The organism is Stenotrophomonas sp. 01N47, from assembly GCF_056399165.1.
In genome coordinates, this window is record NZ_JBFTQU010000003.1 from 248,031 (window position 1) to 265,554 (window position 17,524).

Genomic DNA, 17,524 nt, shown 5'->3' on the forward strand with positions numbered 1-17,524 from the left:
TTGGGTTCTCCTGTGAGGTGCATGCCACGGTGGGCAGGGAGGGCGCTGGGCGCCCCGGCTGCCGTAGGGACCACGCTGGTGCCCGGACATTGCCGGAACATTGCGCGCGATCCCCGTGCGGCTTGCGCATTCATCTAGCGTCAGGCGGCATGAAGCGAGGCTGAAAGCGCTGCGGCCGCTCAGCTGCCAGAAAGGAAAAGGGCCGCAGTACGCGGCCCACCCTTGGTCTCCCCCGGGCCTGGCTCAGTGGCCCATGGCGCGCTGAGCCTGCTTCACCTGCTCCTGCTGGGCGTCCTGCTGCTGCAGGACATTCGGTGCACCGTGCACCGCACCACTGCTGAGCGCCATGCTCTGCTCGCTGGCAGCGCGGGTATCCACCGCCGCGCGGCAGGCGGCCGGGTCGCCGGCGGCGCCCTGTACGGCAAACATGCGCTCGCCGTTGGTGCTGGGCACCACCGAATCGATGCGCTGCATGCCGCTGGCCTGTGCTTCCTTGGTCAGTGCGGCGGCGGCGGCCTCCAGTGCATGGCGGTCCTTGAAGGTGCCTGCCGGCAGGCCCTCCATGCCCTTCACGGCCTGGTTGTACATCGGGTTCTGCGGATGGCGCTCGTCATTGAGCAGCGGGCGCTCGCGCGCGTCCTTGATCGCATCCAGCGTCTTCGGGCCGATGATGCCGTCCACCGCCAGGCCGTTGTCCTTCTGCAGTTGGCGCACGGCAGCCTCGGTGTTGCGACCGAACTTTCCATCCTCGACCAGCGGCTTGCCATCAGCACCCACATAGCCCAGGTGGCCCAACTGTTCCTGCGCCCTGCGTACACCTTCGCCGTGCGCACCCTGCTTATGCACTTCGTTGCTGGTCTGCGGCTTTTCCTGCGCTGCCGGCTTCGGCTCGGCCGCACCCTTGGCCTGCGCCTGCGCCTGCTCGTGCGTCTGGCTGCGGTTTTCCAGCAGGTCGCGTGCCTGGTGCAGCGGATCGGAGGCGAACAGCTTCCAGTTCGGGTGGTCCTTCACCTGCTTGAGGTAGTCCTCCACCGGCATGGTATGCACGCCCAGCTTGCCGGTCGACTGGCTGATCAGCAGCTTGTCGGTGTTCGGGTCACGCACCACCATCACGATGTGGTCGATGCCATTCCAGTGCTCGTGCTTGGTCTTGGCCGTATCCAGGCCGATCACCATGCCTTCCTTCAGCGCATCCGGCTTGAGGATGTCGTCGCGCTTGAGCAGCACGCCGGAGTCCTTGTAGGCCTCATGCACGATACCGCCGGAGCCGGCGAAGCCCAGCTTGATCTTGTCGGCGTCGGCGAACACCGCATGGCCGGCTTTCTGGTTGATCTCATCCTGGGTCTTGTTGAGCATCGTGCCGACCCAGCCAGAGCAGTCGATGTAGCCTTGGTCGACGTTCTTGCCGGTGACACCCTTGCCACGGTAGTACTGGCTGGACTCGATGTTGATCGCGTACTTGACGTTGTCGTACTTCACGCCGGCGTTGTAGGCCGCATCCAGCGAAATGCCGGGTGCATCCGGCTTGGCTGCTGCGGCCGTGGCGGTAGCGGCGATGGCTGCGGCACCGGCGGCGACAGCGGCCTGCGCGGCGGGGGTCACGGTCTGCGCCGGTGCGGCCTGCACCGGTGCCGGACGCGCCTGGGCCTCGGTGATCGGTGCGATGTTCTTTTCCGGGATGCTGATCGCGTCGTACTTGCGGTCGTAGTACTGGGCGAAGGTGCTGGCCAGGTCGCGATCATTCATCGTGCGCATCTCGGCGCGCGTATGCCCGGTCAGCGCTTCGACGTCACCGCCGATCTGGCCCATGATGCGCGGGCGCATGTCGATCGGATCGCCATGGCCGTCGCGCACGACGCCGAACGTGCCGGTGGCGATCGCGGTCTGGATCGAACCGTAGCCGGCCGCACCCTGCTGGTGTGCCAGATACAGGTCAAGGCCGCTCGGCTTGTCATCACCGGACAGGTAGGGATGGCCGGTGCGGTCATGGCGCTTTTCCATGTCCACCAGGTTGCGCTTGAACATCTCCGCTGCCGCTTCGGTGTTGCGGGTCGGGTCGTACTCGTGGCCGGTCAGGCCGTACTGCTTGGCCGACGACGGCAGGAACTGGAACAGGCCCTTGGCATCGGTCTTGTCGTTGTGCGCGCGCTCGTTGAAGCGGCCACCGGTCTCGATGTGGGCAAAGCGCAGGAAGTCCTCGCTGGCGATGCCCTTGCGCTGTGCCACCTGCTCGATGATGTCGAGAACTTCCTTTTTGCTGTAGTCACGTTGTGCCATGACACTTCCTCTGGGGTTGATGGAGCGGCCTTTGCCGCGATACGCCAACCGGACTCATCCGTGAGTCTTCAACATGTCGGTCAACAGGTGCTGCGGGGTGGTGCGTCTTACTTTTCGACGTAGGCCTTGCGGGCGGCGTCGTAGTGGTACTGGCGTGCATCGGCCGCACCCAGCGCACGGGTCTGGCCCGGGCCGGAAATGGTGGTGCCGGTGGCGGTGACCGTGATGGTGGGCAGGTCGCTGCCGGCGACGGCGCTGAAGGCCAGTGCGCCCCGGTTGCTGACGCACGGCATCACCTGGCCCTCGTCGCAGGCGGCTGAATTGTCTTCGCCGGTGATCACCGTGCCCGCGCTGGCCCAGACCTGGCCGTCTTCGGACTTCTCGTAGTCCGGGTTGAATACCAGCACGGTGTAGCTTTCGATGCTGGTACCGGTAGCGAAGGTGCTGGTCGGCACCGCCAGCACCAGCTTGCCGGCCGGAGTGCGGTATTCCAGCGGCTTGCGCTTGCTGTCGATGTCCGGCGCGGTGCCATAGGCGCCGACGGTACCGATCCACGGTTCGGCGCCCTTGAACACCCAGGGACGATCCGGCTTGTCGCCGGTCAGGGTGAAGGTGGCCTCGGTCAGGGTGACCTGGCTGTCCGGACCGGCTTCGTCTTCGCCGGGCTTGCCGTACTTCTGCGGTGTGTTCCAGGCAAAGCCGGTGTAATAGCGGGTGCCGGCCAGTTCGAAGGCATGGCCGAACCAGAAGGTGGCGACACTGCCATTGGCTACTTCATACGAAACGGCGCCATCGCCGTCGACGTCGTAGATGAAATACAGCACGCTGCCGGCATCGGGGGGCGTGGCGGTGGCCGTGGTGGCGGGTGTGGCGGAGCTCTGCATCGGGGCAACATCCTGTCGTGGCGCGGTGGCGCCCTGTGGTGACGCGGTCGAAGGCGAGGGGGTGCAGGCGCTGGCAAGCAGCGCAACGAGCAGGCCGGCGAACGTCGCACACAGGCGTGGGCGGACACGGGCCAAGCGGGATTCCGGAAGGATCTTCATGCACCTCTCCATGGTTTGCGGGCGTCGGGCAGGAAGGCCAACGCAGAACACGCCCCGCCCTCGATGAGGGGGAACGTCGTGATGAGCCGGTCGATTCCTTCGACCTCGCATAGGAAAACCCATCGGCGCGGATGATGGCACAGATGCGACGGCGATCACAGGGGGGGCAGGGAGGAGCCTCCCGCCAGAGAACTGCGAACGGTGTCTCAGATCCTGCCGTCGCGCAGGTAGTCGAACAGCTCCGCGTCGCCCTTCAGCCCGAGCTTGAGCATGGCGTCACCCTTCTGGCGGCTGATGGTGCTGACGCTCTTGTGCAGCTGCAGCGAGATTTCCTTGACCGTCATGCCGGTGCCGAGCAGCCGCAGCACCTCCACTTCGCGCGGCGACAACGGCTTGCCATCGCCCTCCCGCATGCGCCAGCTGCCGGCCTCCTCCACCCGCTCGCGCAGGCTGCGGCTGATGTAGGACTGGCCGCGATAGACCGCCTGGATCGCCTGCGGCAGTTCATCCATCGACGAACTCTTGTCGACCAGGCCGAGCACGCCGCTGTCGAGCACCATGCGCAGGATCGCCAGGTTGTTGGAGACGCTGAGCATGAGCACCGGCAGGTCGGGATGGCGGCGGCGGATCATGCCGATCATGGCGAAGCCATCGGCCTGCGGGCTGCCAGGCATCGAGTAGTCGGTGACCAGCAGGTCGCAGGGCTGGGTCGTCAGCAGGGTCATCAGCGCCTGGGCGCTGTCGGCCTCGCCAACGACTCGGCCAACGCCGCTGGATTCGATGACGGCGCGGGTACCGATGCGGACCACGGGGTGATCGTCTGCGATGATGATGCGCAAGGTCATGCTCTAGTATGGCCACCGGCACGCCGGACCGCGACCGTCGCGGTCCCTGGCAGGACTTCCAGGAGATCGTTGCAGATGCGCAGCTGGGCGGCTCGTGGACTGATCCTGTTGACGACCCTGCTGGCGCTGCCGGCGCTGGCCCAGCCTGCGTCCACGCCGGGGCCGTTGCCGCTCAGCCCCCTGCAGCGCGAGTACCTGGCCGCACATCCTGTTGTCGTTGTTGGACAGTATGACAGTGGCTGGCCTCCTTTTGAGTCGATCCAGGACGGGAAGCAGGTGGGCCTGGGCCCGGACTACCTGACGCTTTCGGCCCGGCAGCTTGGCCTGAAGGTGGAGACGCGCCGTTTTGCGGACTGGCCCTCCGTGCTGGATGCGGCATGTCGCGGCGAGATCGACGTGGTAATGAACATCGCGCTCAGCGCCGAGCGTACCCGTTGCATGGTCTACACCGCTGCCTATGCCGAGGCACCGTTGGCCATGGTCGGACGTCCCCAGGACCTGCGTGCATCGGAAGCCCCCGATCTTGATGGCCTGCGCGTTGTGGTCGAGCAGGACTTCATGACCGGACCGCAGGTGCGTGCGCGGTTCCCAAGGGCACGACAACTTGTCGCAGACAACACGCTGACGGCCTTGCGTATGGTCAGAGACGACAAAGCCGACATTTTCATCGGCAATGCCTACGTGGCAACGGAACTGATCGCCGCCAACGGGTTGAAGGGTGTGGCGTTGCTGCGGCCCAGCGATCTGCCGCCGGAGCAGTTGCATTTCGGTGTGCCCAACAGCAAACAGCCGTTGTCCGAGGCACTGGACCTGGCGCTTGCCGCCGTCAGCGAAGCGCAGCGTGACGCCCTGGCGCAGCGCTGGCTGCCACCGCCGCAGTGGTCGGCGTCGGCGCAGCTGGCATTGAGCCAGGCCGAGAAACGCGTGCTGCAGCAACCCTTGAAGATCGGCTTTGCGCCCAACGCCGCGCCGCTGTCGTTCGCCGACAGGAATGGCAAGCCCAGTGGCCTGACCAACGAATACCTGCAGCGCCTGCTGCAGGCCGGCGCCAACCTGCAGGTCGAAAACAGCCATGACTGGTACGAGGTGCGCGAGAAGGCGCGCCGCGGGGAACTGCAGGCGGTGATCGGCATTCCTGCCGATTCGAACTATCTCGGGCCGGAATGGGTGTTCAGCCAACCCTTCATCACCGTGCCCAATGTGATCGTCACCCGCACTGACAGTCCGTCGATGCTGGGTCTGTCGGACCTGGACGGCAAACGCGTGCTGCTGTCCGATCCGGAGCGCATCCGCGGCTATGTGCAGCAACAGGCGCCTTCGGTGAAGATCGTCGCCGCGCGCAGCGCTGAACAGGCCCTGCAACGCCTTGCCGATGGTGAGGCCGATGCCTACGTGGGCAACCTGGCGCTGGTCGACCAGTTGCTGCGCACCCGCTTTCCGGGGCGCCTGCAGCTGGCCGCACCAGCCGGATTCAACGACCAGCTGACACTGGCCGTGGAGCGCCGCCATGCGGCCCTGGCAACGACCTTCGACCGCCTGCTGCTGCAGATGGGCCCCCGCCGCCGCGAAGCCCTGCGCGGCGATTGGCTGTCGGTGGAATACCGTGGGGGGGTGGACTGGGGCACGCTGCTGCGCTGGGGTCTTCCCCTGTTGCTGGTGCTGGCCACTGCGGTGGCGGTGCATGGGCTGGGCCACTGGCGGTTGCGCCGCGAAGTGGCCGGCCGCCGTGAGCTGGAACAGCGCCTCGCCGAGGTGACCGACAACCTGCCAGCCATCGTTTACCAGGCCCGCCGCGAAGCGGATGGCACCCTGAGCTTCCCCTTCATTGCCGGCGATGTGCAGTCGATGTTCGGCATCAGCCGGCAGCAGGCGGAGTCGGATGGACAGGCGCTGCTGGCGTGCATCGATGCCGAGGACCGCGAAAAGGTGCTGCACGCGATGGACCTCGCGGCGCGCAACTTTGCACCGCTTTCCTTCGAGTTCCGTATCCATCGCGACGGAAGCGCGCCCTGCTGGGTGCGCAGCCAGGCACATCCGTATTCAACGGAAGCGGGCGCGGTGACCTGGAGTGGCTACTGGGTGGACGTGAGCCAGGCGCGCGCGCAGGCCGACGCGCTGGCCGCAGCGATGGTCGAAGCCGAGCAGGCTGCAGCAGCGAAATCACGCTTCCTGGCCACCATGAGCCATGAAATCCGCACACCGATGAGCGGTGTGCTGGGTATGTTGGAAGTGCTGGCGCATTCGCCGCTGGACGCCGAACAGCAACGCATCCTCGGCGTGATCGAAGACTCGGCGCAGATGCTGCGGCAGATCCTGGACGACATCCTCGACTATTCGCGGATGGAAGCGGGCGCGCTGCGCCTGGAGCCGGTACCGCTGCCGGTGCGGCCACTGCTGGAAGGGGTCCATCGATTGTTGTTGCCGCAGGCCACGGCGCGCGGGCTGGATCTGCAGCTGGACATCGACGAACAACTGGCCCAGGCCCATGAAGTGGATGGCGTGCGCCTGCGCCAGATCGTGTTCAATCTGCTCAGCAACGCCATCAAATTCACCGTGAAGGGCTCGGTGCGGCTGCAGCTGGAGGTGTTGGGGCCTACTGCCGAGGATGGCAGCCAGCCGCTGCGCCTGAGCGTCACCGACACCGGCATCGGCATCGGCATCGCGCCGGAACAGCTGCCGACCCTGTTCGAACCCTTCACCCAGGCCGGTGCGTACATCCAGCGCGACCATGGGGGCACCGGGCTGGGCCTGAGCATCTGCCGGCGCCTGGTGCAGAAGATGGACGGCGAACTGAAGCTCGAAAGCACGCTGGGCGAAGGGACGCGGGTTGACGTGCTGCTGTCGCTGGTGGAGGCGCGCAGCGAGGATGTGATCGCGCTGCAGGCCGAGCACCAGCAGATCGCGCTGCTGCCCCCTGATCTGCGCCAGGCACGGGTGATGGTCATTGAAGACCATCCCACCAACCAGGCGATGATGGCCTGGCGCCTGCAGCAGCTGGGCGTGCCGCACGTGCTGGTCGATGACGGGCAACAGGCACTGGACCGGCTGGCGGAGGAATCCTTCGATCTGGTCATCACCGATTGCCGCATGCCGGTGCTGGATGGATTCGGCTTCACCCGCCTGCTGCGCGAGCGCGAGGGCCGCAACGGCCAGCCGCGGATGCCGGTGCTGGCGCTGACCGCCAGCGTGCTTGACGATGACGCACGCCGCTGCCGCGAAGCCGGCATGGACGACGTGCTGGCCAAGCCATTGTCGCTGGCGACGCTGCGGCAAGCGCTGCTGCGCTGGTTGCCGCGCGCCGAGGGTGCTGAAGATGACCAGGCCGCGGTGGACAGCGACGATGAGCCCGAGGGCGACGAGGGGCTACCCGACCTGGCGACCCTGCAACGGCGCTTCGGTTCGCGCGAGATCGCCCGGCAGCTGCACGACAGCCTGGTCAAGGCCAGCAACGAGGACATCGCGGCCCTGCAGCGCGCGCTGCACGAAGGCGACCGGCTGACGGCCGCGCTGCACCTGCATCGGCAGGCCGGTGCGCTGGGGGCGGTGGGTGCACGCGGCCTGGCCGATCGCGCCAACGCGCTGGTGGAACGGTTGCAGGCCGCGGGCGATGCAGAGGTCGCATCGGCGGTTGCCGACGCCGGGCAGTTCGTGGCGCATCTGCAGCACCAGCTGCAGCGCCTGGCTCACTGAGCCGCGTGCTCCTGCAGGTAAGCGATCACCAGCGCGCGACGCTCGGCGCTCGGGAAGGCGTTGTACATGCGCGTGCCGGGTACCAGATGGGTGGGCGACTGCAGGAAGGTGTCCAGGGTCTGCGCACTCCACACGAAGTCGGCGCGGCGCATGCCCTGCGAGTATCCGTAGTCGGGCAGGCTGCCCGCACGACGGCCGACCACCCCATGCAGGTTGGGACCGAAGCGGTGGATGCCGCCGGCATTGACGGTATGGCAGCCCGCGCACAGTTCGAACGCGCGCTGCATCGCCTGCTGGCGCGCCTGTTCGGGCGTGCTGGGCGCAGCGGGCGGGCGCTGGCACGCACTGGCGACGAGGATCGTGGCAACAGCGGGAAGCAGGCGAAGGGCACGCATGGGCGAGCAGGATAACGGGCGCACGCGCCGTGGGGCTGCGACCGGCCGTCGCAGCCCCATCGCCGGTCACATGCCGGAGTAGTTCGGGCCGCCGCCGCCCTGCGGGGTCACCCAGACGATGTTCTGGGTCGGATCCTTGATGTCGCAGGTCTTGCAGTGCACGCAGTTCTGCGCGTTGATCTGCAGCCGCGCATCGTTGCCGTCGCCGACGAATTCGTACACGCCCGCCGGGCAGTAGCGCGCTTCCGGACCGGCGTACTCGGTCAGGTTCACCTTCACCGGGATGCTCGCATCCTTCAGCGTCAGGTGGCTGGGCTGGTTCTCGTCGTGGTTGGTGCTGCTGAGGAACACCGAGCTGAGGCGGTCGAAGGTCAGCACGCCATCGGGCTTGGGATAGGCAATGCGCGTGTGCTTGGATGCCGGCTCCAGGCAGGCGTGGTCCGGGATGCTGTGGCGCAGGGTCCACGGCGGGTTGCGCACGCCCAGCTTCGGCAGCAGCCACTGCTCGATGCCGGTCATCAGCGTGGCCACGGTCTGGCCCTTCTTGAACCACTGCTTGAAGTTCTTGGACAGCTTCAGTTCGTCGTGCAGCCAGCTGGTTTCAAAGGCGGCCGGGTAGGCGCTGAGCTCATCGTGCTGGCGATCGGCCACCAGCGCGTCGAAGGCGGCATCGGCGCACAGCATGCCGGTCTTGATCGCGGCGTGGCTGCCCTTGATGCGGCTGACGTTGAGGTAGCCGGCTTCGCAGCCGACCAGCGCGCCGCCCGGGAACACGGTCTTGGGCAGCGACATCAGGCCACCGGCGGTGATCGCACGCGCGCCGTAGCCGATGCGGGTGCCGCCTTCCAGATGCTTGCGGATCGACGGATGGGTCTTGAAGCGCTGGAATTCCTCGAACGGGCTCAACCACGGGTTCTTGTAGTCCAGGCCGACCACGTAGCCGATGGCAACCTTGCCGCCGTCGGCGTGGTACAGGAAGGCACCGCCGTAGGTGTCGGTATCCAGCGGCCAGCCGGCGGCGTGCACCACCAGGCCCGGTTCATGCTTGGCCGGGTCGATCTGCCACAGCTCCTTGATGCCGATGCCGTAGGCCTGCGGATCCTTGCCTTCGTCCAGCTTGAAGCGGCTGATCAGCTGGCGGCCGAGGTGGCCGCGCGCGCCTTCGGAAAACACCGTGTACTTCGCATGCAGGGCCATGCCGCGTTCGAAGGCCGGACCGATCGTGCCGTCCTTTTCGATGCCCATGTCGCCGGTGGCGACGCCGATCACCGCGCCGTCATCGCCGTACAGCACTTCGGCGGCGGCGAAGCCGGGGAAGATCGCCACTTCCAGCGCCTCGGCCTGCTGTGCCAGCCAGCGGGTGACCTCGCCCAGGCTGATGATGTAGTTGCCTTCGTTGTGGAAGCACTCGGGCAGCAGCGCGTGCGGGGTGGTGCGCGCGCCGGTCTCGCTGAGGAACAGGAACTCGTCGCGGGTGACCTTCTGCTTCAGCGGTGCGCCGCGCTCGGACCAGTCCGGGAACAGTTCGGTCAGCGCGCGCGGGTCCATCACCGCGCCGGACAGCACGTGCGCGCCCGGTTCGGAGCCCTTTTCCAGCACGCAGACCGACAGTTCACGGCCCGCTTCGATCGCGCGCTGGCGCAGGCGGATCGCAGTGGCCAGGCCGGCCGGACCGGCACCGACGATCACCACATCGAATTCCATTACTTCACGCGGGGGCAGGGCGTTGGCTTCAGCACTCATCGATTGCATGACTCGTGGGTAGTGCCGGCATCGGGGCCACCGGCGGTTGCCTGGGAATCGCGCGTGCGACCACGGCGAAACGGTTGTTTGAATGTTGTCAGGGTACCGGGCCGCGCGTGATCGAGCTAGATCGACGATGTTCACGCGATGATTGCTGCAATGCAGCGTAATGCGCGGGGTCTGGAACGTGCCGACCTTGGTGGGCGCGAGCGGAAACACCAGCGCCTACCAAGGTCGGCCTCTACCAGCACACCAACTCCGCCCGGATGGCCGACAATGGCGGCAGTCCCGACTGCGTGTGAGTGCCATGGCTTTGGATCCGTACGACCTGTTCGATGTCCGTTCCCTGCTCAGCGAGGAGGAGCGCGCGGTACAGGAGAGCGTGGCCCGCTTCACCAACGAGCGCGTGCTGCCGATCATCGGCGATGCCTTCGATCAGGCACGGTTCCCGTCGGAGCTGGTGCCGGAGATCGCCTCGCTTGGGCTGCTCGGCGCCACGCTGCCGGCCGAGTACGGCGGCGGTGACCTTGGCGCGGTCAGTTACGGGCTGATCTGTCAGGAGCTGGAGCGCGGCGATTCGGGCCTGCGCAGCTTCGTGTCGGTGCAGAGCTCGCTATGCATGTACCCGATCTTTGCTTACGGCAGCGAAGAACAGCGCCGGCAATGGCTGCCGGCGATGGCCCGCGGCGAGTTGATCGGCTGCTTCGGCCTGACCGAGGCACATGGCGGTTCCGACCCGGCCAGCATGAAGACCCGCGCGGTGCGCGATGGCAGCGACTGGCGCATCAACGGCAGCAAGATGTGGATCACCAGCGGACCGGTGGCCGACCTGGCCATCGTCTGGGCACAGACCGAAGACGGCATCCAGGGCTTCGTGCTGGAGAAGGGCATGCCCGGCTTCACCACGCAGGAGATCAAGCACAAGATGAGCCTGCGCGCGTCGCTGACCGGCGCGCTGTTCTTCGACGACGTACGCGTGCCCGACAGCCACCGCCTGCCGAACGTTAAGGGGCTGAAGGGGCCGCTGGGCTGCCTGACGCAGGCGCGTTTCGGCATCAGCTGGGGCCCGATCGGCTCGGCCATCGCCTGCCTGGATGAAGCGCTGGGGTATGCCAAGGAGCGCGTCCTGTTCGGCCGTCCGCTGGCGGCCACGCAGAGCGCGCAGATCAAGCTGGCCGACATGGCCCGGCGCATCACCATGGCGCAGCTGCTGGCGTTGCAGCTCGGCCGACTGAAGGAAGCCGGGCAGGTGCAACCGCAGCAGGTCAGCCTTGCCAAGTGGAACAACTGCCGCATGGCGATCGACATCGCCCGCGAATGCCGCGACCTGCTGGGCGGCGCTGGCATCACCACCGAGCACGTGGCGATCCGCCATGCGCTGAACCTGGAATCGGTGATCACCTATGAAGGCACCGAGACCGTACACCAGCTGGTGATCGGGCGTGAGCTGACCGGCATCAACGCGTTCTGAAATCCATCCACGCATGGCGTGGATCTACCGGGATGGCGGTAGTCGCCAACCTTGGTTGGCGCTCCCGTGCCGACCAAGGTCGGCATCTACCAGACGATCATCCACGCATGGCGTGGATCTACTGGCCGCCGGCAAACCCATGCTGGCGCCACGCCTCGTACATCACCACCGCAACGGTGTTGGACAGGTTGAGGCTGCGGTTGTCCGGCCGCATCGGCAGGCGCAGCCGGCGACCATCGGGCAGGGCATCAAGCACGTCCTGCGGCAGGCCACGACTTTCCGGGCCGAACAGGAAGGCATCACCGTCTTCGAACGCCACGCTGTCATAGCGGACGCTGGCACGCGTACTCAGGGCGAACAACCGCTTCGGTGCGATCCGCGCCAGCGCAGTGTCCAGGTCCGGATGCACCTGCAGGCGCGAGTACTCGTGGTAGTCCAGGCCGGCGCGCTTGAGCTGCTTGTCTTCCAGTGCGAAGCCGAGCGGCTCGACCAGGTGCAGCTGCGCGCCGGTGTTGGCGCAGAGCCGGATCACATTGCCGGTGTTGGGCGGGATTTCCGGTTGGAACAGGATCACGTGGAACTGGGGCGCGGCATTCATCGGCGCAGTGTACCTGCGACGGCGGCCGCCTTTACGACGCACGCCCCGCGCGGGGCAGGGCGGACGTCGCTTACGGGCGCAGCAGGACCTGGGCGGTTTCGGCAGCGAAGGCCTGCAGCTGGGCGGCGCTCGGACGCACCTGCAGGGCCGGCAGGTTGACGATCACCTGGTTGGCGACGCTGGTGGCGGCCGCTGCCAGGGTGGCGGCGTAGCGCTGGGCTTCCTGCTCGGCAGCCAGGGCGACACGCTGCTCCAGGCTCGGGCGCACTTCAACCGAGGCCAGGGTGGTGATCGGCAGTGCGGCGGCGACCGGGCTGGCGATGAAGCCGCCGCGCTCGGCCAGCTGGTCGACACTCGGACGCACTTCGACAGTGGCCAGGGTCGGGATGCCGCTGGCCTGTTCCCAGGCCTGCTGGACCAGCTGGTCGGCGGCCGGGCGGACCTGCACGGTGGACAGGGTCTTGATGGATTCGGAGGCCTGCACCGACGAAACAACCGCGGTGCCGGCGATCAGGGCGATGGCGATGGCAATGGTCTTGGCGTTCATGACGGGGCCTGTTTAGTGTTGGTGAGCGGTGGTGTGGTAGTAAGGTAGAACACCAGTTCTGGGGATGCAAGCGGAATTTTCGATTTCCTGCTTGTGTTCAGTCTTCAGTCAGCTTTCGTCTGAAGCCCTTCCTGGCGCAGGAAGTACAAAGCAATCCCCGTGCCAACTTTTAGTCGTTGATTCATAAGGGTTTTATGGATCGCCGAAAGTGTCCGCAGGGCGGACACCTGTCCATTCCGGGGCTGCGGACACTGTCCGGACGTGAATCACCGCCGTTCGTGACCCGGGAACGGCCAATCACGAAGGCCGATGGGGCCGATCACCCCCAGTGACTGGTGGCCGATACCGGTGGCCGCACGCCCGCGCTAGGATCGGGATTCACCTATGTGACCAAGGACCCGGATATGTCGCTCACCCTGCGCCCGCGCGCCGCGCTGCTCGCTGTTGCTCTCAGTACTGCTCTCGGCACGCTTGCGCCGACCTACGCGCTGGCGGCCAAGCCGGCCGCGACCAGCAAGGTCGATATCCCGTTCGAGCAGTTCACCCTGCCCAACGGCCTGCGGGTGGTGGTGCATACCGATCGCAAGGCACCGATCGTTGCGGTCAACATCTGGTACCACGTCGGCAGCAAGGACGAGCCCGCCGGCCGTACCGGCTTCGCGCATCTGTTTGAACACCTGATGTTCCAGAGCAGCGAGAACCACGACGGCGAGTACTTCGAACCCTTCAAGCAGGTGGGTGCGACCGGCCAGAACGGCACCACCAATACCGACCGCACCAACTATTTCGAGAACGTGCCGACCACCGCGCTGGACATTGCGCTGTGGATGGAATCGGACCGCATGGGCCATCTGGTTGGCGCGATCGACCAGGCTGCGCTCGACGAACAGCGTGGCGTGGTGCAGAACGAGAAGCGCCAGGGCGAGAACCAGCCCTATGGCCAGGTGTGGGAACAGCTCAACCGCGCGCTGTATCCGGTGGGCCACCCGTACCACCACAGCGTGATCGGCTCGATGAACGATCTCAACGCCGCTTCGCTGGACGACGTCAAGACCTGGTTCCGCACCTGGTACGGGCCGAACAACGCGGTGCTGGTGCTGGCCGGTGACATCGATCTGGCCACGGCCAAGGAAAAGGCCGCCAAGTACTTCGGCAGCATCCCGGCCGGCCCGACGATGGCGCAGCCGAAGGTGGACGTGGCCAAGCGCCCGGCCGACACCCGCGAGGTGATGACCGACAAGGTGCCGCAGGCGCGCATCTACCGCGCCTGGAACGTGGCCCAGGTCGGCACCACCGACGTCGACCAGCTGCAGCTGCTGGCCTATGTGCTCGGCGGCGCCAAGTCTTCGCGCCTGAGCCAGCGCCTGCAGCACCAGGACAAGCTGGTCGACAACATCAGCGCTGGCGCCTACGCCTCGCAGCTGGGTTCCAACTTCATGGTGATGGCCACGGTGAAGCAGGGCCAGGACCCGGCCAAGGTCGAAAAGATCATCGATGAGGAAATCGAGCGCCTGCTCAAGGAGGGCCCGACCGCCGAAGAACTGGCACGTGCCAAGACCGGCTCCCGGGCAGGTTTCATCCGCGGCATCGAGCGCATCGGCGGCTTCGGCGGCAAGGCAGACGCGCTGGCCGAATGCACGGTCTACACCGGCGACCCGGGCTGCTTCCGCACCTCGCTGGCCAACATCGACAAGGCCACCGCTGCCGACCTCAAGCGCCTGGGCGCGCAGTGGCTGGACAAGGGCAGCCACACCTTGGTGGTCGAGCCGGGTGAACGCGTTGCGCTGAAGGAAGATCCTTCGCAGGCGCCGAAGCCGTTCAACGTGCCGGCCGTGGACAGCAAGTACAGCACCCTGCCCGAGCAGGTGGACCGCAAGGCCGGCGTGCCTCAGACCCGCGAGTTCCCGCAGTTGAAGTTCCCGGCCCTGCAGCGCGCCACGCTGAAGAACGGCACCCAGGTGGTGCTGGCCGAGCGCCATGAAATTCCGGTGGTGCAGTTCAGCTACCAGTTCCCGGGCGGTTTCACCGCTGACCAGGGCCGCAAGCCGGGCACCGCCAACTTCACCATGAGCCTGATGACCGAAGGCGCCGGCAAGCTGGGGTCGCTGGCCTTCGCCGATGCAGCCGATGCGCTGGGTGCGGACCTTGATGCGTCCGCCGGCCTGGATTCGGTGGATGTGGAACTGTCCGCGCTGAAGGAGAACCTGGTGCCGTCGTTGGCGCTGTATGCCAGCCTGCTGCGCGAGCCGCGCTTCGAGCAGAGCGAGATCGACCGGGTCAAGGCGACCTGGATCGCCGGCATCCAGCAGGAGAAGGTCAATCCGGGTGCGGTGGCGATGCGCGTGCTGCCGCCGCTGCTGTACGGGAAGGGCCATCCGTACGCGATCCCGTTCACCGGCAGCGGTGACGAAGCGGCGATCAGCAGCCTGGGCCGCGAGGACCTGGTCGACTTCCACCGCGACTGGCTGCGTCCGCAGGACGGCACCCTGATCGTGGTTGGCGATACCACCCTGGCCGAGATCGTGCCGCTGCTGGACAAGCAGCTGGGCGACTGGAAGGCCACCGGTGATGCGCCGACGATCAAGGCCACCACCGCCGTGGCGCTGCCGAAGAGCCCGCGCGTGTTCCTGATCGACCAGCCGGGCGCGGTGCAGGCCAACCTGTTCGCCGGCCAGGTCGTGCCGCCGTCCAGCGACGCCAGCTCGACCCGCTTCGACATCGCCAACGGCGTGATCGGTGGTGACTTCACTTCGCGCCTGAACATGAACCTGCGCGAGGACAAGCACTGGTCCTACGGCGCCCGCACCAGCGCCAGCAACACCGTGGGCCAGCGCCCGTGGATGGCGATGGCACCGGTGCAGATCGACAAGACCGGCCCGGCCATGGCGGAAATGCGCAAGGAGATCGCCGAGTTCGCCAACGGCAGCAAGCCGGCGACCGACGCGGAAGTGGCGCGCATCCGCAACATCCAGACGCTGAGCCTGCCCGGCGCCTACGAGACCGCCAGCGCGGTGGCCGCGACCATCGGCACGATCGTGCAGTTCAAGCGTCCGGACGACTACGTGCTGCGCCGCAAGGCCGAGATCGAAGCGATGACCCCGGCACAGGTGCAGCAGGCGGCAGCGGAGATCAAGCCGCAGGCGCTGACCTGGGTGGTGGTGGGTGACCTCAAGCAGACCGAAGCGGCCGTGCGCGCCTTGAACCTGGGCGAAGTGACCGTGATCGATGCCGAAGGCAACCCGGTCAAGAAGTAAGGGATGTGCCTGCCCGCTCCGGCGGGCAGGCCTCCGGTGGTAGTGCCGGCCGCTGGCCGGCAACCTCACGATGGGGGCTCACCGGCTATCCCTGATTCAGACGGTTCAGGCACACTCCTGACATTCCCTTCCAGGATCCTGCCCATGCGCGTTCTGCTGCTGTCGTCCCTGTTGCTCACCGTCACCGCCTGCACCTGGGTGCCGATCGAACCGGCCGGCAAGGCGACCCGCGTGCTGCCGGCAGGCCCGGTACCGGCCGGCTGCATCTCCAAGGGCGAAGTGGTGGTGACCGTGAAGAGCAAGGTCGGCTTCTACAACCGCAACCCGCTGCGCGTGCAGGAAGAGCTGGAAACCCTGGCCCGCAACGAGGCCCCGACCACCGGCGCCAATGCCGTGCAGGCCGCTGCGGCCCCGGCCGATGGCAGCCAGCGCTTCGCCGCCTTCCAGTGCCCGCCGCGCTGAATCCTTCACCATACGGCCAAGGCTGAATTCGTAAAGATGCGGTGAAGGGCCGGGGGGTTATAGAATAGCGCCCCCTTTGCCTGAGCCTTGGCGCTAACCTCGATGCTCTTCAAGAATGTCTCGATTGCCGGCCTGGCTCACGTTGATGCGCCGCACACGCTGACGACCAAGGAAATCAACGAACGCCTGCAGCCGACGCTGGATCGCCTTGGTATCCGTACCGACGTCCTCGGCGACATCGCCGGCATCCACGCGCGCCGCCTGTGGGACAACGGCGTCCTGGCGTCCGATGCGGCCACCATGGCTGGCCGCAAGGCGCTGGAAGACGCAGGCATCGATGCGACGCAGGTCGGCCTGTTGATCAACACCTCGGTCAGCCGTGACTACCTGGAGCCGTCCACCGCTTCCATCGTGTCCGGCAACCTCGGTGTCAGCGACGAGTGCATGACCTTCGACGTCGCCAATGCCTGCCTGGCCTTCATCAACGGCATGGACATCGCTGCGCGCATGCTTGAGCGCGGTGAGATCGACTATGCGCTGGTGGTGGATGGCGAGACCGCCAACCTGGTGTACGAAAAGACCCTGGAGCGGATGACCGCGCCGGACGTCACCGCCGACGACTTCCGCAACGAGCTGGCGGCGCTGACCACCGGTTCCGGTGCAGCCGCGATGGTGATGGCCCGTTCGGAGCTGGTGCCCGACGCGCCGCGCTACAAGGGTGGCGTGACCCGCTCGGCCACCGAGTGGAACCAGCTGTGCCTGGGCAACCTGGACCGCATGGTCACCGATACCCGCATGCTGCTGATCGAGGGCATCAAGCTGGCCCAGAAGACCTTCACCGCCGCCAAGATCGCACTGGGCTGGGCCGTGGAAGAGCTGGACCAGTTCGTCATCCACCAGGTCAGCCAGCCGCACACCGCTGCGTTCATCAAGAATTTCGGCATCGACCCGAAGAAGGTCATGACCATCTTCGGCGAGCACGGCAACATCGGTCCGGCCTCGGTGCCGATCGTGCTGAGCAAGCTCAAGCAGCTGGGCAAGCTGAAGAAGGGCGACCGCATCGCGCTTCTGGGCATCGGCTCGGGCCTGAACTGCTCGATGGCTGAAGTGGTCTGGTAAAAAAGTCACCGCTGACCTGCTGCGCGCCGTCCGCACCTGCCAGCCAATCGCTCGCGACGGACAGCGATGATGTTTCCAAG

General features: G+C 66.6%; 12 protein-coding genes. 5 read left to right on the top strand and 7 right to left on the bottom strand.

The window, feature by feature from the left end; genetic code table 11:
• Nucleotides 1–243: 243 nt before the first annotated feature.
• The 3 genes from AC1DKR_RS07325 to AC1DKR_RS07335 all read right to left on the bottom strand — a co-directional run bounded on the left by AC1DKR_RS07325 (nucleotide 244) and on the right by AC1DKR_RS07335 (nucleotide 4,165).
• A complete protein-coding gene (locus tag AC1DKR_RS07325; protein WP_478032035.1) occupies nucleotides 244–2,277 on the bottom strand; it encodes an XVIPCD domain-containing protein in 2,034 nt (677 codons plus the stop codon).
• 107 nt (nucleotides 2,278–2,384) lie between these two features.
• Complete coding sequence (locus AC1DKR_RS07330) at nucleotides 2,385–3,320, bottom strand: hypothetical protein (RefSeq protein ID WP_032978087.1); 936 nt, start codon at nucleotides 3,318–3,320, stop codon at nucleotides 2,385–2,387.
• Nucleotides 3,321–3,526: 206 nt separating this feature from the next.
• A complete protein-coding gene (locus tag AC1DKR_RS07335) occupies nucleotides 3,527–4,165 on the bottom strand; it encodes a response regulator (RefSeq protein ID WP_282280333.1) in 639 nt (212 codons plus the stop codon).
• A 75-nt stretch (nucleotides 4,166–4,240) separates the two neighbouring features.
• On the opposite strand from AC1DKR_RS07335, the gene AC1DKR_RS07340 reads away from it, so the two are divergent.
• Nucleotides 4,241–7,855: an ATP-binding protein gene (locus AC1DKR_RS07340; protein ID WP_478032038.1), complete on the top strand. Its 3,615-nt coding sequence runs from the start codon at nucleotides 4,241–4,243 to the stop codon at nucleotides 7,853–7,855.
• Here the strand turns inward: AC1DKR_RS07340 and AC1DKR_RS07345 are convergent.
• Both AC1DKR_RS07345 and AC1DKR_RS07350 read right to left on the bottom strand, forming a co-directional pair.
• On the bottom strand, nucleotides 7,849–8,250 hold the full coding sequence (locus AC1DKR_RS07345) for a c-type cytochrome (RefSeq protein ID WP_478032039.1): 402 nt from the start codon (nucleotides 8,248–8,250) through the stop codon (nucleotides 7,849–7,851). The genes AC1DKR_RS07340 and AC1DKR_RS07345 overlap by 7 nt on opposite strands.
• 66 nt (nucleotides 8,251–8,316) lie before the next feature.
• Complete coding sequence (locus AC1DKR_RS07350) at nucleotides 8,317–9,993, bottom strand: electron transfer flavoprotein-ubiquinone oxidoreductase (protein ID WP_478032042.1); 1,677 nt, start codon at nucleotides 9,991–9,993, stop codon at nucleotides 8,317–8,319.
• A gap of 307 nt (nucleotides 9,994–10,300) precedes the next feature.
• On the opposite strand from AC1DKR_RS07350, the gene AC1DKR_RS07355 reads away from it, so the two are divergent.
• Nucleotides 10,301–11,464 carry an acyl-CoA dehydrogenase family protein gene (locus AC1DKR_RS07355; protein ID WP_099844637.1) on the top strand — a complete coding sequence of 388 codons (1,164 nt, stop codon included), beginning with the start codon at nucleotides 10,301–10,303 and terminating at the stop codon, nucleotides 11,462–11,464.
• Between the two features lie 118 nt (nucleotides 11,465–11,582).
• On the opposite strand, the gene AC1DKR_RS07360 is transcribed toward AC1DKR_RS07355, so the two are convergent.
• Both AC1DKR_RS07360 and AC1DKR_RS07365 read right to left on the bottom strand, forming a co-directional pair.
• Complete coding sequence (locus AC1DKR_RS07360) at nucleotides 11,583–12,062, bottom strand: tRNA (cytidine(34)-2'-O)-methyltransferase (RefSeq protein WP_100461853.1); 480 nt, start codon at nucleotides 12,060–12,062, stop codon at nucleotides 11,583–11,585.
• A 70-nt stretch (nucleotides 12,063–12,132) separates the two neighbouring features.
• A complete protein-coding gene (locus AC1DKR_RS07365; protein ID WP_313251988.1) occupies nucleotides 12,133–12,609 on the bottom strand; it encodes an XAC0231 family protein in 477 nt (158 codons plus the stop codon).
• Nucleotides 12,610–13,013: 404 nt separating this feature from the next.
• Here AC1DKR_RS07365 and AC1DKR_RS07370 point away from each other — a divergent pair, with 404 nt between their 5' ends.
• The 3 genes from AC1DKR_RS07370 (at nucleotide 13,014) to AC1DKR_RS07380 (ending at nucleotide 17,444) form a co-directional block, all read left to right on the top strand.
• Nucleotides 13,014–15,863: a M16 family metallopeptidase gene (locus tag AC1DKR_RS07370; RefSeq protein ID WP_478032046.1), complete on the top strand. Its 2,850-nt coding sequence runs from the start codon at nucleotides 13,014–13,016 to the stop codon at nucleotides 15,861–15,863.
• Between the two features lie 144 nt (nucleotides 15,864–16,007).
• Nucleotides 16,008–16,325: a DUF4156 domain-containing protein gene (locus AC1DKR_RS07375; protein WP_025875855.1), complete on the top strand. Its 318-nt coding sequence runs from the start codon at nucleotides 16,008–16,010 to the stop codon at nucleotides 16,323–16,325.
• A 102-nt stretch (nucleotides 16,326–16,427) separates the two neighbouring features.
• Nucleotides 16,428–17,444 (top strand): 3-oxoacyl-ACP synthase III, encoded by a 1,017-nt coding sequence (locus tag AC1DKR_RS07380; RefSeq protein ID WP_025875853.1) that lies wholly within the window; start codon nucleotides 16,428–16,430, stop codon nucleotides 17,442–17,444.
• Nucleotides 17,445–17,524: the final 80 nt, after the last annotated feature.